General features: G+C 54.1%; 14 protein-coding genes. 5 read left to right on the top strand and 9 right to left on the bottom strand.

The window, feature by feature from the left end:
- The first annotated feature begins 28 nt into the window (after positions 1 to 28).
- Positions 29 to 220 (top strand): hypothetical protein, encoded by a 192-nt coding sequence (locus NY406_RS04350; protein WP_010932719.1) that lies wholly within the window; start codon positions 29 to 31, stop codon positions 218 to 220.
- A gap of 43 nt (positions 221 to 263) precedes the next feature.
- Positions 264 to 1,064 carry a class I SAM-dependent methyltransferase gene (locus NY406_RS04345; RefSeq protein WP_260633512.1) on the top strand — a complete coding sequence of 267 codons (801 nt, stop codon included), beginning with the start codon at positions 264 to 266 and terminating at the stop codon, positions 1,062 to 1,064.
- 119 nt (positions 1,065 to 1,183) lie between these two features.
- On the opposite strand, the gene NY406_RS04340 is transcribed toward NY406_RS04345, so the two are convergent.
- From NY406_RS04340 to NY406_RS04320, 6 genes are all read right to left on the bottom strand, one after another.
- Positions 1,184 to 1,882, bottom strand: coding sequence for a PolC-type DNA polymerase III (locus NY406_RS04340; RefSeq protein WP_260633511.1), 699 nt, complete (start codon positions 1,880 to 1,882; stop codon positions 1,184 to 1,186).
- Positions 1,875 to 2,150 (bottom strand): putative nucleotidyltransferase substrate binding domain-containing protein, encoded by a 276-nt coding sequence (locus tag NY406_RS11180; protein ID WP_317618666.1) that lies wholly within the window; start codon positions 2,148 to 2,150, stop codon positions 1,875 to 1,877. The genes NY406_RS04340 and NY406_RS11180 overlap by 8 nt, the downstream gene beginning before the upstream one ends.
- Entirely contained in the window at positions 2,147 to 3,838 is a 1,692-nt protein-coding gene (locus NY406_RS04335) for a DUF294 nucleotidyltransferase-like domain-containing protein (protein ID WP_317618665.1), read from the bottom strand. The genes NY406_RS11180 and NY406_RS04335 overlap by 4 nt, the downstream gene beginning before the upstream one ends.
- Positions 3,839 to 3,937: 99 nt before the next feature.
- Positions 3,938 to 4,933 carry an SDR family oxidoreductase gene (locus tag NY406_RS04330; RefSeq protein WP_260633510.1) on the bottom strand — a complete coding sequence of 332 codons (996 nt, stop codon included), beginning with the start codon at positions 4,931 to 4,933 and terminating at the stop codon, positions 3,938 to 3,940.
- Positions 4,934 to 5,022: 89 nt separating this feature from the next.
- Entirely contained in the window at positions 5,023 to 6,066 is a 1,044-nt protein-coding gene (locus NY406_RS04325; protein ID WP_411267090.1) for a BMP family lipoprotein, read from the bottom strand.
- Positions 6,067 to 6,357: 291 nt separating this feature from the next.
- The gene (locus tag NY406_RS04320; RefSeq protein ID WP_260633508.1) at positions 6,358 to 7,017 is read right to left on the bottom strand and encodes a hypothetical protein; all 660 of its coding nucleotides are present in this window, start codon (positions 7,015 to 7,017) and stop codon (positions 6,358 to 6,360) included.
- 290 nt (positions 7,018 to 7,307) lie between these two features.
- Between NY406_RS04320 and NY406_RS04315 the strand changes: the two genes are divergently transcribed.
- Both NY406_RS04315 and NY406_RS04310 read left to right on the top strand, forming a co-directional pair.
- Entirely contained in the window at positions 7,308 to 8,597 is a 1,290-nt protein-coding gene (locus NY406_RS04315; RefSeq protein ID WP_260633507.1) for a DEAD/DEAH box helicase, read from the top strand.
- 201 nt (positions 8,598 to 8,798) lie between these two features.
- Positions 8,799 to 9,026, top strand: coding sequence for a hypothetical protein (locus NY406_RS04310; RefSeq protein WP_260633506.1), 228 nt, complete (start codon positions 8,799 to 8,801; stop codon positions 9,024 to 9,026).
- 118 nt (positions 9,027 to 9,144) lie between these two features.
- Here the strand turns inward: NY406_RS04310 and NY406_RS04305 are convergent, their stop codons facing one another.
- Complete coding sequence (locus NY406_RS04305; protein WP_260633505.1) at positions 9,145 to 9,687, bottom strand: phospholipase D family protein; 543 nt, start codon at positions 9,685 to 9,687, stop codon at positions 9,145 to 9,147.
- 188 nt (positions 9,688 to 9,875) lie between these two features.
- Here NY406_RS04305 and NY406_RS04300 point away from each other — a divergent pair, with 188 nt between their 5' ends.
- Positions 9,876 to 13,037 (top strand): type ISP restriction/modification enzyme, encoded by a 3,162-nt coding sequence (locus NY406_RS04300; RefSeq protein ID WP_260633504.1) that lies wholly within the window; start codon positions 9,876 to 9,878, stop codon positions 13,035 to 13,037.
- Positions 13,038 to 13,138: 101 nt separating this feature from the next.
- Here NY406_RS04300 and NY406_RS04295 read toward each other — a convergent pair whose 3' ends face one another.
- Together NY406_RS04295 and NY406_RS04290 are read right to left on the bottom strand one after the other, a co-directional pair.
- Positions 13,139 to 14,365 (bottom strand): NAD(P)/FAD-dependent oxidoreductase, encoded by a 1,227-nt coding sequence (locus NY406_RS04295; protein ID WP_260633503.1) that lies wholly within the window; start codon positions 14,363 to 14,365, stop codon positions 13,139 to 13,141.
- A 527-nt stretch (positions 14,366 to 14,892) separates the two neighbouring features.
- A complete protein-coding gene (locus tag NY406_RS04290; protein WP_260633502.1) occupies positions 14,893 to 15,450 on the bottom strand; it encodes a TlpA family protein disulfide reductase in 558 nt (185 codons plus the stop codon).
- Positions 15,451 to 15,527: the final 77 nt, after the last annotated feature.

Below are 15,527 nucleotides of genomic sequence, written 5' to 3'. Positions count from 1 at the left end.
AACCCACAGCATTTTATATACACGACCTATGGCCAAGAAACAAACGTTCGGTGACAAGCAGAAAAAAGGCACTGTTGATTTCAAAATGGCGAAGCTGGTCTATTCGGTGAAGTCCGAAAAAACCAATGCATGGAAATTCGTCGAGAAGAGCGTCCGCATTCCCAACGGCGAGAACGAACTCGACGTCCTGAAAAAAGCGATGGCTGGCCAGGGTAAGTAATCCCGGCAAAGCTCCCCTGCTTTTTATTATCTGATCTCATCTCATGAGTGATCACCAATCTCATTCCCGGGAAGAAAACGCCCGGGAATGGTTCGAAGAGTGGTTCGACCATCCCCTCTATCTCAAGGTTTATCATCACCGCGACGCCGAAGAGGCGGAGCGCTGCGTGCGCACCATTCTCGACCTGACCGGCATCGATCCGGCAGAGCAGCCCCCGCACTCCATTCTCGACATCGCCTGCGGCGCGGGACGCCATGCGCTTTCCTTCGCCCGCACAGGCCTGCGTGTCACGGCCAATGACCTCTCTCCCTACCTGCTCGGCCAAGCCAGAGAGCAGGCAACGACAGAGGGAATCGAAATGGAGTTCAGCCGGCAGGATATGAGAACGATCCGCTTCGAACGCCAGTTTGACCTCATCGCTCAACTGTTTTCAAGTTTCGGCTACTTCGAGACCGATCAGGAAGATCGTGATGTGATCGCCAATATATCTTCCCTGCTCAGCCCCGGCGGCTGGTACGTGCTTGACCTGATCAATCCCGCGCAACTGAAAAGCCAGTTTACCCCGCGCACTGAACGAAACTCCGCATCGCTGTCGATTATCGAAGAGCGCACGCTTTCCGAACGGCATGTCACCAAAAGGATCACCCTGCATGAGGCAAACGGCAGGGAGCACTCTTTTACCGAGTCGGTCCGGATATACAGCCCGGCTGAAGCCATCGCGCTCCTCGAATCGGGCGGCTTTGCCGTCGAACGGATGGTCGGTGATTATGAGGGCAGCACGTTTGACGAAGCGACCTCCCCACGCATGATGTTACTCGCCCGCCTGTCGCTATCCCGATCCTGACCAATATCTCTTTCATTCTTCCATATCCAAATCGCTATCGGAACTTGATTCATCTCGACCGTTCGATGAAGGCTGCGAAACCGATTTCGATTATCAGAGCGGATTTCTCTGACACGTTCTCACTTCAGCAATAACTTCCCAAGCGTGTCAATGCCTGCTTTGCGCCCGACGGCGAGGAGGCGCTGGAAGAGCTGGGCGGTGAGGTAGGCGTCACCGGGTGAGGTGTGGCGATCGTAGAGGCGGATGCCGTAGCGGGCGCAGAGGTTGTCAAGCCGGTACTCGCCGCTCTTGTGAGCAAGATTGTAGTAGGGGCCTTTTTCGAGGCGCTTGGCAAAACTGGCCGTATCGAGCGCCTCGTTAAACAGCTTGATGCCGTACCGCCGCGAGAGCACCCGGCCAACCATGGCGATATCAAAATCAGCGTGATGCGCCACAATCACCCCGTTGCCGAGATAATCGAGAAAACGGCATACCGCCTCGTCCTCCTCCATCCCTTTGGTAAGATCCCGCTTCAGGATTCCGTGCACGCTGACCGCATCCTTGCCGCCAATAGCATCCTGGCGAAGCAGCACCTCGAACGAATCGGCGATATCGATGGTTGAACCTTTCATGGCTACTGCACCAATCGAGAGTATTCTGTCCGTGGCAAGATCGAAGCCGCTGGTTTCGGTATCGAAGATGACGAAACGCAGCTCATCAAGCGGTGTATTGCGCTGTAACGGGTGGTCGAACAGGCTGACGTACCGGCAAATGCTCTCCGGCAGCAAGCCCTTGCGGCAACGCCTCGACACCTGGATTTTGCGGGCAAACTCAAGCACGGATGTAGTCGAGCTGGTAACGGAGGTTCAGCATGCTTTGAACCTTGCCAATGGTTGTAAAAAGATCTCTCAGCTCCTGGCGCTGCATCTTGTTAAGGTGTTCCGGATCAATGTATCGCCCAGAAGAGTTTTCGGCCAGGCCGTGCTCGGTACGCAGGCGCATAAGGAACTCGTAGCCTTGAGCTGCCTCTTCGGCAAGCTCCTGAAATGATGGCAGCAACTGACCGATACGCCGGAACCGTTCGACCGTGCCAAGGAAATCGGTCACTCCGAATTCACACGCCAACACCCTGGCCGCACATCCGAAAGCGGCATCATGGCGCGCGCCTTGATATCGAACTCATGCGCGTGCTCACGGCTCTTCTCGACCAGGAAGTTCCGGAAAAAGCCCAGTGGTGGCGGATTCTGCAAGGCATTCTTCGCAAAGAATTGTAAAAACCCACGACCACGCGCGATCTCTGTATTGATCTCACGTTTCATTTCAAGAGCAAGGGCCGTACTCCCATAGACCGGTCTGAAGTCGAAAAAGATGGTCGAGTTCATCAAAGCCTTCGGTTCGGGTGTGCCGATCCATTTGCGGAAATAGTTCATCCATCCGCTCAGCGGCTGGCACCATTCAGGATTGCTCGCCATGATTTCCGCCGGGCATGGCTTGAAGCCGCAGGCAACCAGAATGGCGGTAACCCGTTTGCCGAGTTCGAGAAATACTCGCTGCACGGTCTCGCGCGAAGCCTCATTTTCGGGATCGCGGAAAAGAATGGCGTTATCCAGGTCGGTTCTGAGCAATTGCTCCTTGCGCCCCTCGCTGCCGAGCGAGAGCCAGCAGAACTCGATGTCGGGCAGGTTGACTCCCTCCCGTTTCATCTCTGCAACCGAAAATTCAATCGCCTTGACGATCAGCGCGTCGTTCAGTTCGGTGAAAATATTCGAGATGAAATGGATGGCCACATCCTGAGCGATGTACGTCCGCAGCAGCTTTTCTGCCTTCTCCCGCTCCTGGGCGAGCTGTTCGATGCTTTCGGACTGCGTGATCGCCTTCATGAGCACAGCAGGGTTCACCCCCTCGGAGGTGACGATGTCGTGCTCGGAGATGATGCCGATGACCGGTGTGTCTGCCGTGCCGTCTTCGGTGATGCAGAAGTGACGAAGCTTGGTCCTGACCATGAGCATCATCATGTCGGCCACCGTCTTTCCGGCGGTGATAGTGTAGACCGGGCTCGTCATGATGTCGCTCACCGGACGCTCGTTGATCTGACCGGCAACCGCCACCACCTTCTTGCGCAGATCGGTATCGGTAATGATGCCGAGCGGATGGCGGTTTTCCGCGGCGACGATGATCGAGCCAATGTTGTTTTCTGACATAACCTTAGCCGCATCCCTGATCGTAATATCGGGGGCACAGGTGATGACGTTGCGCACCTGATCGACCACCAGCGTCTCGTTGGCGAGCAGGCTGCCGCCGCCGGGCTCCATCAGGCTCCTTCGCATGTCGATGGCCTCGGAGAGGGAGTGCTCGATATGCTGCACGCTGCGGGCGATCGCACCGGTGAAGTATGCCGCGACCGATGGCTCCGACTGAACCAGTTCCCTGATGGTTTCGACCGGAATGGCAAGCAGCAGGCTCTCCTCGACCACCTGCGCCGAGAGCAGGTAAGTGCTGGTGCCAAATATGGCGCGCACACCGAACAGGTCACCTTCGTCGCACAGATCGACGAGCACCTCTTCGCCATCAATCGAATCGAACAGGCGCACGGCACCCTTCATGACCATGTAGGAAAACCTGCCGAGCTCGTCCCCTTTCCTGAACAGCGTCTCGCCCTCTTCGTGATACTCCACGCAAAGTGCTGCAGCGATCTGCCTGTTTTTATCGGAACTGAGGCGGTCGAACGGGGGATATTTACTGAGGTCGGCGGCTACCCTTTCGACGATGGTATTCGACGGAGTGGTGGTTTGCATGGAACAATCCTCCTCTCGATGGCTGAGGTTTGAGGGCTTTTTGCCGGCTACCGAGACGCACCGGAAACGACAATACTTGCTGTCAGATAAGACACGGCTTTAATTCAGCATACGACGCTCACGGTACCACTCGAATGTCCGCCGGATGCTCTCTGCAAACGGTTCATAGCGCATACCCAGTTCCCGCTGGGCTTTCGACGAATCGAAATACAGAAATCTCGAGGCCACAGTGAACATGGTCATGTTGAACAGCTTCGAAATCTTTTTCCTTTCAGGACGGAACTTAAGGAGAAAACTGAGCGTATGAGCCGCCCAGATCGGCAGCGGAAAGGAACGCTGGTGCACACCGGTGACATCCATGATCGTATGGGCCAGCTCTTTGAACGAAACATTGTCGCCGCCGACAATATAGCGCTCGCCCGTCCGCCCTTTCTTCATGGCTGTAATAAGACAGTCAACCACGATCTCCACATCCACTACACATATTCCGCCCAAAGGATAGAACGGCATTTTGCGCTTGTAGACATCCTTGATGATGCGCCCGGCGTTAAAATTGATATCACCCGCCCCGAAGACGAACGCAGGCACCACAATGACACAGTCCATACCTTTTTTCACCTCCGCGGTGACGATCTTTTCCGCAGCATGTTTGGTTCTGGCATACTCCAGATCGATAGTATCGAAATTCCAGCGACTCTCCTCGTTGAACTTGCGGTTCGGGCCGCTGATTCCCACCGCCGTGATGGAACTCACATGCACCACCCTCCTGACCTTTGCCCGACGACAGGCATCGAGCACATTCTGTGTGCCTTCAACATTGATCCTTTGGAGAAGAGGATTTTTCCGGTCGCCCATATAGGTGATACCGGCGCAATGATAGACCTCTTCGGCCCCATCGAAGGCACCGGAAAGCGAGGCAATATCCGTCACATCGCCGTAAACGAGAGTGACCCGGTCAAGGCACTCTTTAAGGGAGGCTAAATCGGAGCTGGCCCTGACCAGCGCATGAACATCTTCGCCCGACGCAGCCAGCCGGTGGACAAGACGGGAACCAATGAACCCGGTGCCTCCGGTGACGACTATTTTCTTTCTCACAAATGCAGTATGGTATTGAAGAACTGTTACTTTGACGAATGACGCCCTGGATTCGATCTCCGGAGCAATACCCGCCTTATGATGACGTTTTACTCCTGAACCTTGATCTTGCCGTCCAGAATATCCTTGCGGATCGATTCAATGCGCTCGTGCACGGACTGGTCGATCAGCTTGTCGTTGCCGCTGTTCCAGACATAGTCGGTGTAACGGCCATCGAGACCAAAAATCCGCTGTTTGCCGCCCTGGAACTTTCCATTCATCGCATCCTCGACGGTAGTGAACACCGCCTTGTCAACAGCTTTGGTCATGCTGGTCAGGACGCGGCCGGGTGCAAGATAAGACTGATCCATGTCGGTGCAGATCACGAGCTTTTTCGATTCGCGTGCCGCCTCGATGACGCCCATGCCGCTCGCACCTGCCGCCTGGTAGATGATGTCTGCTCCCTGGCTGTACTGGCCAAGCGCAATCTCCTTGCCTTTGGCCGGATCGTTGAAGGCGCTGCCGGTCATGCCGATGAAGTTGGTGATGACCTTGATGTCCGGCCTGACATGCTTTGCTCCCTCGATGTAGCCGGACTCGAATTTCCTGATAATGTTGGAATCCATGCCGCCGATGAAGCCGATGGTGCCGCTCTTCGATTCGAGCGCCGCAATGGCCCCGGCAAGGAACGACCCCTTTTTCTCTTCGAACGTAATACCGGAAAGGTTCGAAGGAATCTGTGCTCCCGGCTGCGGATTGTAATCGATGCAGGCAAACTTCTTGTCAGGAAACTCACGCGCGATGGCTGTGATGTCATCGGTAAAGAGCAGGCCGACGCCAATGATCAGCTTTACGTCGGGATCGGCGGCCATCTGCCTCAACGCTGCCTCGCGGTCGGCGCCTTCGCCAGATGGCTCGATGTAATCGAACTGTATTCCAAGCTTCTGCTTGGCCTGTTCAAGACCGTTATAAGCCGAATCGTTGAACGACTTGTCTCCGCGACCACCAACATCGAACACCAGGCCGACTTTGTAAGCGTTCGGATTGTTTTCAGAGACCTTTTTTTTCCCCGCACATCCGGTAAGAAGCAGCATGAACATCGTCAGAATAGACGAAAGCCTGAAAAAAAGTGAGAAATATTTCCGATAAGTCATGCCTGTAGCGGAGGTTGATTCGTCAAAAATTTTGGTTTTTAATATAACAAAAAAAGGCGCGTTTCGCGAAAGCAGCGCCAGACACAACAGCTTGACGTGGAACCAAAGCTCGAGTTACACAATGCCACCGTTTTTCAACACTTAATCACGTTAACCCAAGCGGCAGACAGCAAAAAGGAGGCATACCAGAATGAAAAGAGGCTGTCCCGATTGTATTTCCGGAACAGCCCCTTTTGAAACTTGATTCTACGACAGCAGAAGTTTCCGTCACTCGCCACACAATGATATACTTTACGGCTTCAGCTGGTTCTCCCTCTGCGCGAACAGGCTTCTGATGCCTGGCAGCATCGAAAGCGCGGCTGACTCATTGCCCAGTTTGACCGCTTCGGTAAGCTCGTCGATAGCTCGCGTGATGGTCTGGTTAACCATCATATCCGACTGACCGGTACCAGGGGTCAGGAATCTGGTTTCGCCACCAAGCCGCAGCACTTTGGTTCTCACATCGGGCTTTGTGCAGCGACGGCCAATAGCTTCGATACGGTCAGCCCATTCAGCAGGGCCGACAGCGATTTCCGCCTTTTTTCTTTTGCCAATCGAGATTTCATCCATGCCGTTCGATACGAAGAGGACGGCCAGAGCCGTTACGGTAAAGATGCTGGTAATGACCCCTCCTGTTCTCATACCCTGAAGCTCCAGAGCCAGGGCGACGATGGAGGCAAGAAATGCAAACAGCGCAATCACTGCGCTTATGATGGTTGAAGGGTTCCAGCCCAGACGGAATCCCCTGACGAGAGCATATGAGCCTGCCGAAAGTGACAGGGTAAAAAGGGCAACCGGGGCGAACTGCAATCCGCCATTGATGAGATTTCCGAAAAACAGTGCAAAAAAGAGAGCCAGAACCGTCAGCACGATGCCCAACGGCAGCAATACCCAAAGCCAGGATTGTTTCATTCCTCAGTAGTTTTATCGTCACGAAATGTTCCGCTTTACGGCGCCAGACACATCACAGCCAGAATCATTTCCGACCGACGGCGCCAACAGATAGCCAAGATAAGAAAATCCCTTGCAATAGCCCCAAATTCTCGGCACCCTCTTCGCCCTATCAACCAGGCACTCATCACCAGCGTCCACCTTCACGGTATTCGCATTTCATGCGCCATTTTATAAAGATAACCGGCGGGGTTTCGAGGGAAACATGCTACATTGCGTGTCCCGAATTTCGATCAACCTTATTGCATACCATGCCTTTTTCCGCTCTCGGAATCATCGATCATCTGCGCAAAGCCCTCGACCAGGAGGGTTACACATCTCCAACCCCGATACAGAAAGAAGCCATCCCGGTCATTCTTGACGGCAACGACCTGCTTGCCTGCGCCCAGACCGGCACCGGCAAAACCGCCGCCTTCGCGCTGCCCGTGCTGCAACTGCTGCACCAGAGCCGGATGCACGGCGAAAAGCGTAAAATCCGCTGCCTCGTGCTCACCCCGACCAGGGAGCTGGCAATCCAGATCGGCGAAAGCTTCACCGCCTATGGCCGCCATACCGGCCTGATCAACACGGTGATCTTCGGTGGCGTCAACCAGAACCCGCAGACCGCGCGGCTCGTGCAGGGCGTCGATATTCTGGTCGCTACGCCGGGCCGTCTGCTCGACCTGATCGGCCAGGGTCACCTGCACCTGCGCGACATCGAATATTTCGTGCTCGACGAAGCTGATCGGATGCTCGACATGGGCTTCATTCACGACATCAGGCGAGTACTGGCGGTTCTACCGAAAAAGCGGCAGTCACTCTTCTTTTCGGCCACCATGCCGCCCGAAATCATCAAGCTCTCCGCTGCGATTCTGCACAACCCGAAAGAGGTCATGGTCACGCCGGTTTCATCGACCGTCGAGATCATCAACCAGCAGATTCTGTTCGTTGATCGCGAAAACAAGAACAGCCTGCTCGCCCACCTGCTCAAAGAGCGAAACATCGCAAGCGCGCTGGTCTTCACGCGAACCAAGCACGGCGCGGACAAGGTGGCCCGTTTTCTGGCGCACCACAACATCACCGCCGAGGCGATTCACGGCAACAAATCGCAAAACGCCCGCCAGCGTGCACTCGGCAACTTCAAGACGAGGCAAACGAGAGTGCTGGTCGCCACCGACATCGCCGCGCGGGGAATCGACATCGATGAACTCGAATATGTGATCAACATCGATCTGCCCAACATCCCGGAAACCTACGTGCACCGCATTGGCCGAACTGGACGGGCCGGAAACCGTGGAGCCGCATACTCCTTCTGCAACGCCGAAGAGAAAGCGTACCTGCGCGACATCGAAAAACTGATCGCCCGAAAAATCCCGGTCATCGAAGAGCACCCGTTCCCGATGACGAACTTTGACGTGGAACCGCCAAAACCCGCCGCGTCGAAAAAAGGCAACGCCGGTCATAACGAGCCAAAACCGAAGCAGCCACAACCCCACAACCCCGCCGAAACGGGCACGAAACGCCCCGGGCGCAAAAGAAGATTTTTCGGAAAGCGAAGCTAAGGCGCGCGAGTGGCGATGCGGGGAGACGAGCTGTTCGACGCAGTTTCCGGCTTCCCGTCGCCCGAAGAATAAGCGAACTGCGGCACTCATCACCCTCCGCATCACAAAATCCTCAGTCAGTTTTTCTATTTATTTCAAAGTTTCCCTACCTTCGATACACATATATTCCCGAGCGTTTCGTCAACCCGAACATTTTCAGGTATGGCAACCAGAAGTCTCCGCGTCCTGCTGATCCTTCCGTTTTTCATGATCGGCTGGGCAGATGTTCCAACGGAGCCCTCCGCTATGCGATTTATATCTTCTCTGGATGCACCCCCGCCAGTGCCAGACGACTACCCCGCCCCCGTCAATCCCGACGACGCGCCACCGCCCGGCAACCCGGATGATGCGCCAGCTCCGAATCCCGATGACGCGCCGCTGCCGATATAGCCATTGAATAAGTGGTTTCCGTGTGGGATAAGCAAAACCACGACGGTCCCGAATTGCCCGGAGCGTTTTTCCCGTGCTTTGGATTCAGGACGCGAGCCGTTTGCCGACCACGGCCCCGTCACTTCCCGCCATACCTGACAGAGTGCGCCCGGTGCAGTTCGAAATTCTGGACATACCGGTTCACCAGCGGTTTGTTCCCCTTGATGACCATGAGATTCTCGGCGTTTTTCTCTTCGCCGGCTTTGGTGAAATTGAAGGATCCGGTGATCAAGGTCGCGCGGTCGATGATGATGATCTTGTTGTGCGCGATGGCGTGCTTGTCGTCAATAAAGGTCGGAATGCGCATATGGGCCAGAAAATCCGCTTCGGTGTATCGCTCCTTGCGCTGGCTCTTGTCGAGCACCGCCACCACCTTCACGCCCCGCTTGCTCGCCTTCACGATGGCCTGCGCGATGGGCTTCGAAGTGAACGAGTAGGCCTGGATGAGAATTTCACGCCGCGCCCCGTCGATCTCGCGCACGACAGCCGCCGTCGCGCCGCCACGGGGCGAGAAATAGAGATCGATCGTGCCGGTGGATTTGATGGGAGCTGCGGAGGCGTGAGCGGGTGAAAACGACAGGATGGCGGAGAAAAACAGCGTGGCTGAGACAAACTTCCTCATGATGGCACTACGGCATAACTGATTGAAAATAGCGGCGCTAATGTACAACAGCCATCCAAAACGCGCAAATCGTCCAGCCGCGAACCGGCTGTTTTTCGCTGCTGTCTTCTCCTCTCTTTCTCGCGAACAATCCGTATCTTTCCCGTAGTCTTTCAAACCCTTCCCTGCTCACTTTCCGCGTTTTCGATATGATGATTCAGGAGTACGTCGAGGCCATCAACCGGCAGTTCAAGACCGGAATTTCCACCGAGCACAGCTATCGCCCGCTGCTTCAGGGGTTGCTGGCGGAGCTGTTGCCGGGCGTCGAGGTAACCAACGAGCCGCAGCGGATCGAATGCGGCGCTCCGGATTTCATCCTGACCCGCACGGGCGTTCCCGCCGGTTACATCGAGGCGAAGGATATTGGCAAGCCGCTCGATGGGCGGCAGTTTCGCGAGCAATTCGAGCGGTACCGCACTTCGCTCCGGAACCTGATTATCACCGATTACCTCGAATTCCGCCTGTTCCGCGACGGCGAACACGCGGCGACGCTCGTGCTGGCGGAGATTCGCGACGGCAGGATTGTCGCGCGTTCCGAGAATATCGATGGTTTCGCGGAGCTGATCCGGGAGTTTGGGCGGTACGAGGGGCAAACGATCCGGTCGGCCTCGAAGCTCTCGAAAATGATGGCGGCCAAAGCCCGGCTGCTGGCCTCGATCATCGACATCGCGCTCGACTCCGACGCGCGTGAAACGAGCGACCGCGTGGCCGAAGCCAACACGACGCTGCGCGACCAGTTGAGCGCCTTCCGGCAGGTACTCATCCACGACATTACGCCGCGCCAGTTCGCGGACATCTACGCCCAAACGATTGCCTACGGCATGTTCGCGGCGCGGTTGCACGATCCGACAATCGAAAATTTCAACCGCAGGGAGGCCGCCGAGCTGATTCCGAAGTCAAATCCCTTTCTCCGCAAGCTCTTCCAGGGCATCGCGGGCTATGACCTCGACGACCGGATCGCGTGGGTCGTGGATTCGCTGGCCGATCTCTTCAAGGCGACCGACGTCAAGGCGCTGCTCAGGGATTTCGGCAAGGCGACGCAGCAGCACGACCCGGTCATCCATTTTTACGAAACTTTTCTTGCCGAGTACGACCCCGCTTTGCGCAAAAGTCGTGGCGTCTGGTACACGCCGGAGCCGGCGGTAAACTTCATTGTGCGGGCGGTCGATGAGATTCTGAAAATGGAGTTCGGGTTGCGAAACGGTTTGGCGGACACGAGCAAAACCACGGTCGAAATCCCGAAGCCCACGCACGACAAGCGTTTCAAGGATGGTTATGTCAAGGAAAAGGTGGAGGTTCACAAGGTGCAAATCCTCGATCCGGCGGCGGGCACCGGAACGTTTCTGGCCGAAATCGTCAAGCATATTCACAAGGGGTTCGAGGGGCAGGAGGGAATCTGGAGTGATTATGTCGAAAACCACCTGATTCCACGCCTGAACGGTTTCGAGATTCTGATGGCGTCATATGCGATGGCGCACCTGAAGCTCGACATGCTGCTCTCGGAAACCGGTTACAAACCGTTGCGTGATCAGCGGTTGCGGGTTTACTTGACCAATTCGCTGGAAGAGCATCATCCCGAAACGGGAACGCTGTTCGCGAGCTGGCTGTCGCAGGAGGCGAGCGAGGCGAATTACATCAAGCGCGATACGCCGGTGATGGTGGTGCTCGGCAATCCGCCGTACAGCGGTCATTCGGCGAACAAGGGCGAGTGGATCGAAGGTCTGCTGAATGATTACAAACAGGAGCCGGGCGACGGCAGGCTGAAGGAGAAAAATCCGAAATGGCTGAACGATGATTACGTGAAGTTCATCCGCTACGGTCAACATTTCGTCGAAAAAAACGGTGATGGCGTGTTGGCCTTTATCAATAATCACAGTTTTCTCGACAATCCGACGTTTCGGGGAATGCGCTGGCAATTGTTGAAAGCGTTCGACAAGATTTATGTGATCGATCTGCACGGCAATGCAAAGAAAAAAGAGGCCTGTCCGGATGGCTCGCCCGACAAAAATGTTTTCGATATTCAGCAGGGCGTGAGCATCAATCTTTTCGTAAAGACGGGAAAGAAGAAAAAAGACGAGCAGGCTGAGGTTTTACATTACGATCTTTTTGGGCAGAGAGAAGTGAAATATGATTTTCTTTGGAAGAACTCAATCGCATCACTTCCTTTTGCAAAACTCGACCTTGATGCGCCGCAATACTTTTTTGTGCGAAAAGATTTTGAGGCTCAAAAGGTTTACAATAAAGGATTTCCAGTCAATGAACTATTTCCTGTCAACTCTGTCGGCATTGTTACCGCGCGAGATGAATTTGTCATGGATAATGATCGAGATCAATTAGTCGCTCGAATTTGTAATTTCTTTTTGCTCGACAAAAAAGATTTATTTGAGAAGTATCGATTGAAAGATGGCTCTTCATGGAAGATTGATAACACAAAAAAGCTTGCAAAAAGCTTTTTTGAAGAATTTGTCAATTCTATTGAATATCGACCATTTGACAAGAAGTTTATCTATTATGATCCGCAGTTTATCGAAAGATCGAGACTTGAAGTGATGCGGAATTTATTGCGAGTCAAAAATTTCGCCTTGGTTATCCCTCGACAAGCAATTATCAATAACTGGTCACATGTGCAAATAACTGACTGCCTGGTTGATAATCGTATCCATTATAGCAACAAAGGCATTCCTGTTGTTTGTCCTTTATATCTTTATCCACAAGAAGATCGACAAATATCCATCGATGGCACAAGTCATCGAACGCCGAATCTGAACCTGACTATTGTCGATCAAATCGCCAACGGGCTTGGCCTGAATTTCACGCCGGAAAAAGAAGATACACCCGGTACGTTCGCGCCGATTGATTTGCTCGACTACATTTACGCCGTGCTGCACTCCCCTTCGTATCGCCAGCAATTTCAGGAGTTTCTGAAGATCGACTTCCCGCGCATTCCCTATCCCGCCGACCAGCAAAAGTTCTGGAAGCTCGTCGAACTCGGAGGCCAGTTGCGGCAACTCCATCTGCTCGAAAGCCCGCTGCTCGACCGCCCCGGCACCACCTATCCCATCGCCGGAAACAATCTTGTTGACAAGGTTCACTATCAGGACGGCAAAGCCTTCATCAACGCAACGCAATACTTCGACGGCGTCCCCCAATCCGCTTGGGAATTCTACATCGGCGGCTATCAACCCGCGCAAAAATGGCTCAAGGATCGCAAAGGCCGAACGCTCAACTACGACGACGTAAAACACTACCAGCGAATCATCGTCGCGCTCACAGAGACAGAGCGGATTATGGGCGAGATCGATGCCGTCTGAGGTTTGCATGCATCGTCGAGACGAACCAGGCAACAAAAAAACAGCCGGGAGTCTGCTTTTTAACAAACTCCCGGCTGGAAAATCCCGCTGCGGCAAAAACCTTATCCGACCTCTTTACCGGCCATAACAAGGGTAGGAGGCATACCGAGGTGTTTGCCATCGAGCAGGACGTTCCAGTAGAGCGGCTCGAAGGCGAGCTTGCCATACCAGTTCATCTTGGTCTCCTTCAACAGCGAGAATGGCCCGAGCTTTGGCATCGGGAACTTGCCCGGCAACGGCTCGATCTTGTAGTTGAAGTCGATGAGCGATGAAGTGCCTTTGGAGTAGACGATAAAACAGGTCGAGTGACCGTCGAAGATCTCCTCCGGCTTGGCGCCGTAGATTTCGGCCATGATGTTGAAAACCACGACGTCCGCCTCGTAGTGCGCAACCGAACCAGCCTTTGAAGTCGGTACGTTGGTGGCGTCGCCGATCACATAAACGCCATCGTGCTTGAGTGCCTTGAGGGTGTTGTGGTGCGTCGGCACGTAACCGATACCGTCGTCCATGCCGGAGTTGCTGATGACCGGATCGCCGATGGTGGTCGGCACAATAACCAGCGTATCATACTTGACCTTGTCGCCCTGCACCGACTCGATGAATTTCTCCTTGCCATCGACACGGTTGAGCTCAAAGCTCGTAGTGATCTTGATGTTCTTTTCCCTTGCCGACTCGGTGAAAACCGCAGCAGCCTTGGGCTTGGTGAAGGCCATTGGCAGCGGCGTGACCAGCTCGATTTCCGATTTGTTCCTGACCCCCTTCTTTTTCAGGAACCAGTCCGCCATAAAGACAAACTCGATCGGCGCCACCGGGCATTTGAACGGCAGCTCGGCGATGTTCATGACCAGCTTTCCGCCATCGAACTCTTTCAGGCGCAGCCTGAGCTGATCAGCCGCCTCCTTGTAGTAGAACGTGAACGCGTTCTTGCCCCAGGCTTCCATCAAACCATCGTTCTCCTCCGGAGCGATACGGCAACCAGTGCTGATAACGAGGAAGTCGTAGGTAAAAGTGTGGTTTTTGGTCTTGACCTCTTTCTTTTCCGGATCGATATGGGTGATTTCATCCATGACGAAATTGATACCCGCAGTAATGTACTTCTTCCTCGATTTGACCAGAGTGCTCGATTTCTGAACTCCGAACGGCACGAACAGGAGACCCGGCTGATAAATGTGATCGTCATCACGATCAATAACCGTGATTTCCCAGTCTGCCGGGAGGTGACGCCTCAGATTGTTCGAGACAATCGTTCCGGCGGTACCCGCTCCCAATACGACGATTTTTTTAGACATACTCACAGCCTCCAGCGCTGTTGTTTTGAGTTGAAATGGAAAAAGCAACAGAGACGCGGCCCAAAACATCATAACGATGCGTCATTTCAACGGGTCGCTCTATAACAATCGTTAAACATAATCTGCGCAAAACTCCCACCAGAATGATCAACTCGGTTCCGGAAGGAGAGTGCTGGCCAACACAAATGCCTGCTTTCAAGCTCATTTGCAATCCCGGTGAGACACAACGAACAACGGCATCTTTTACAGATACCCGTCATCACAGGCGGCAAAATGAATCAATTATATAACTGTATCACTTTTCGAACAAAGGAGTATATTAAAAACAAACCGGAAAAGCAAATCAGAAACAATTCATAAACTTTTCAGCCAGTCCGGAACGAGGCACTATGATAGCTGGTGATGAAACGCAGAAATTCAGTTGAGGCAAGATTCTCTGAACCGGCCAGCAGGGCACCGGTCCAGAGAGTAAAAAAGCATTGGGGCGGTTTTCGGTGGAACAAATGAGCAAAGAGCCGTCTCAAAAATTATTTTGAAGGTCTGCTGCCGATAGCTTTGAGGATGAGCGACTCGAAATCCTCTTTGGTAAGGCCTCCACTGATGACATTGAGTATTTTGCCGTCCCGACCGATGACGAAGGTCGTCGGAATAGCCCGGATTTTTCCGTCAGGCATGAACTTGCCGAACGCCGCTTCGAGTTCGGACGTGGTCAGGCCGACCGGATACTCGACGCCCATCTCCCAGAGAAAATCAGGCAAGGTCGCCGGGCGATCCCGGAAAGCGATGCCAACAAAGGTAAAGCCCTGCTTCTCGTACTTTTTCTGCAACGCCACCATGCCCGGCAGCTCCTCACGGCAGGGCGGGCACCACGAGGCAAAAAAGTTGACGATGTATGGCCTGCCAGCAAGCTGCGAACTCTTCAGCTCCTTGCCGTCAAGCATTTTGAGACTGAACACCGGAGCGCTCTTGCCTGCGACGGCGGAACTTGCGGGAGGCACCGCCGCAAATGCATTGGCAGCCGGAGCCGCGCCAAGCATCGAAAGCGCCACGAAAGCGGTGGCGAAAAATGTTTTTATGGATTTCATGACCTGTTAATTGATTGAACGTGTTCGAAAAAAGAGAAAAAACGTTAACAGCGCTTTGCAAGAACAATCCCCTCATT

The organism is Chlorobaculum sp. MV4-Y (genome assembly GCF_025244685.1).
Taxonomy (GTDB): domain Bacteria; phylum Bacteroidota; class Chlorobiia; order Chlorobiales; family Chlorobiaceae; genus Chlorobaculum.
The sequence above is the reverse complement of the archived record's forward strand: the minus strand, read 5'-3'. Positions and strand labels throughout refer to the sequence as shown.

Excerpts from the sequence above, each read along its gene's own strand:
- NY406_RS04320 (WP_260633508.1), bottom strand. The coding sequence starts at position 7,017 with ATGAAACAATCCTGGCTTTGGGTATTGCTGCCGTTGGGCATCGTGCTG.
- NY406_RS04290 (WP_260633502.1), bottom strand. The coding sequence starts at position 15,450 with ATGAAATCCATAAAAACATTTTTCGCCACCGCTTTCGTGGCGCTTTCG.
- NY406_RS04295 (WP_260633503.1), bottom strand. The coding sequence starts at position 14,365 with ATGTCTAAAAAAATCGTCGTATTGGGAGCGGGTACCGCCGGAACGATT.
- NY406_RS04310 (WP_260633506.1), top strand. The coding sequence starts at position 8,799 with ATGGCAACCAGAAGTCTCCGCGTCCTGCTGATCCTTCCGTTTTTCATG.
- NY406_RS04350 (WP_010932719.1), top strand. The coding sequence starts at position 29 with ATGGCCAAGAAACAAACGTTCGGTGACAAGCAGAAAAAAGGCACTGTT.
- NY406_RS04300 (WP_260633504.1), top strand. The coding sequence starts at position 9,876 with ATGATGATTCAGGAGTACGTCGAGGCCATCAACCGGCAGTTCAAGACC.
- NY406_RS04345 (WP_260633512.1), top strand. The coding sequence starts at position 264 with ATGAGTGATCACCAATCTCATTCCCGGGAAGAAAACGCCCGGGAATGG.
- NY406_RS04335 (WP_317618665.1), bottom strand. The coding sequence starts at position 3,838 with ATGCAAACCACCACTCCGTCGAATACCATCGTCGAAAGGGTAGCCGCC.
- NY406_RS04325 (WP_411267090.1), bottom strand. The coding sequence starts at position 6,066 with ATGACTTATCGGAAATATTTCTCACTTTTTTTCAGGCTTTCGTCTATT.
- NY406_RS04305 (WP_260633505.1), bottom strand. The coding sequence starts at position 9,687 with ATGAGGAAGTTTGTCTCAGCCACGCTGTTTTTCTCCGCCATCCTGTCG.
- NY406_RS04315 (WP_260633507.1), top strand. The coding sequence starts at position 7,308 with ATGCCTTTTTCCGCTCTCGGAATCATCGATCATCTGCGCAAAGCCCTC.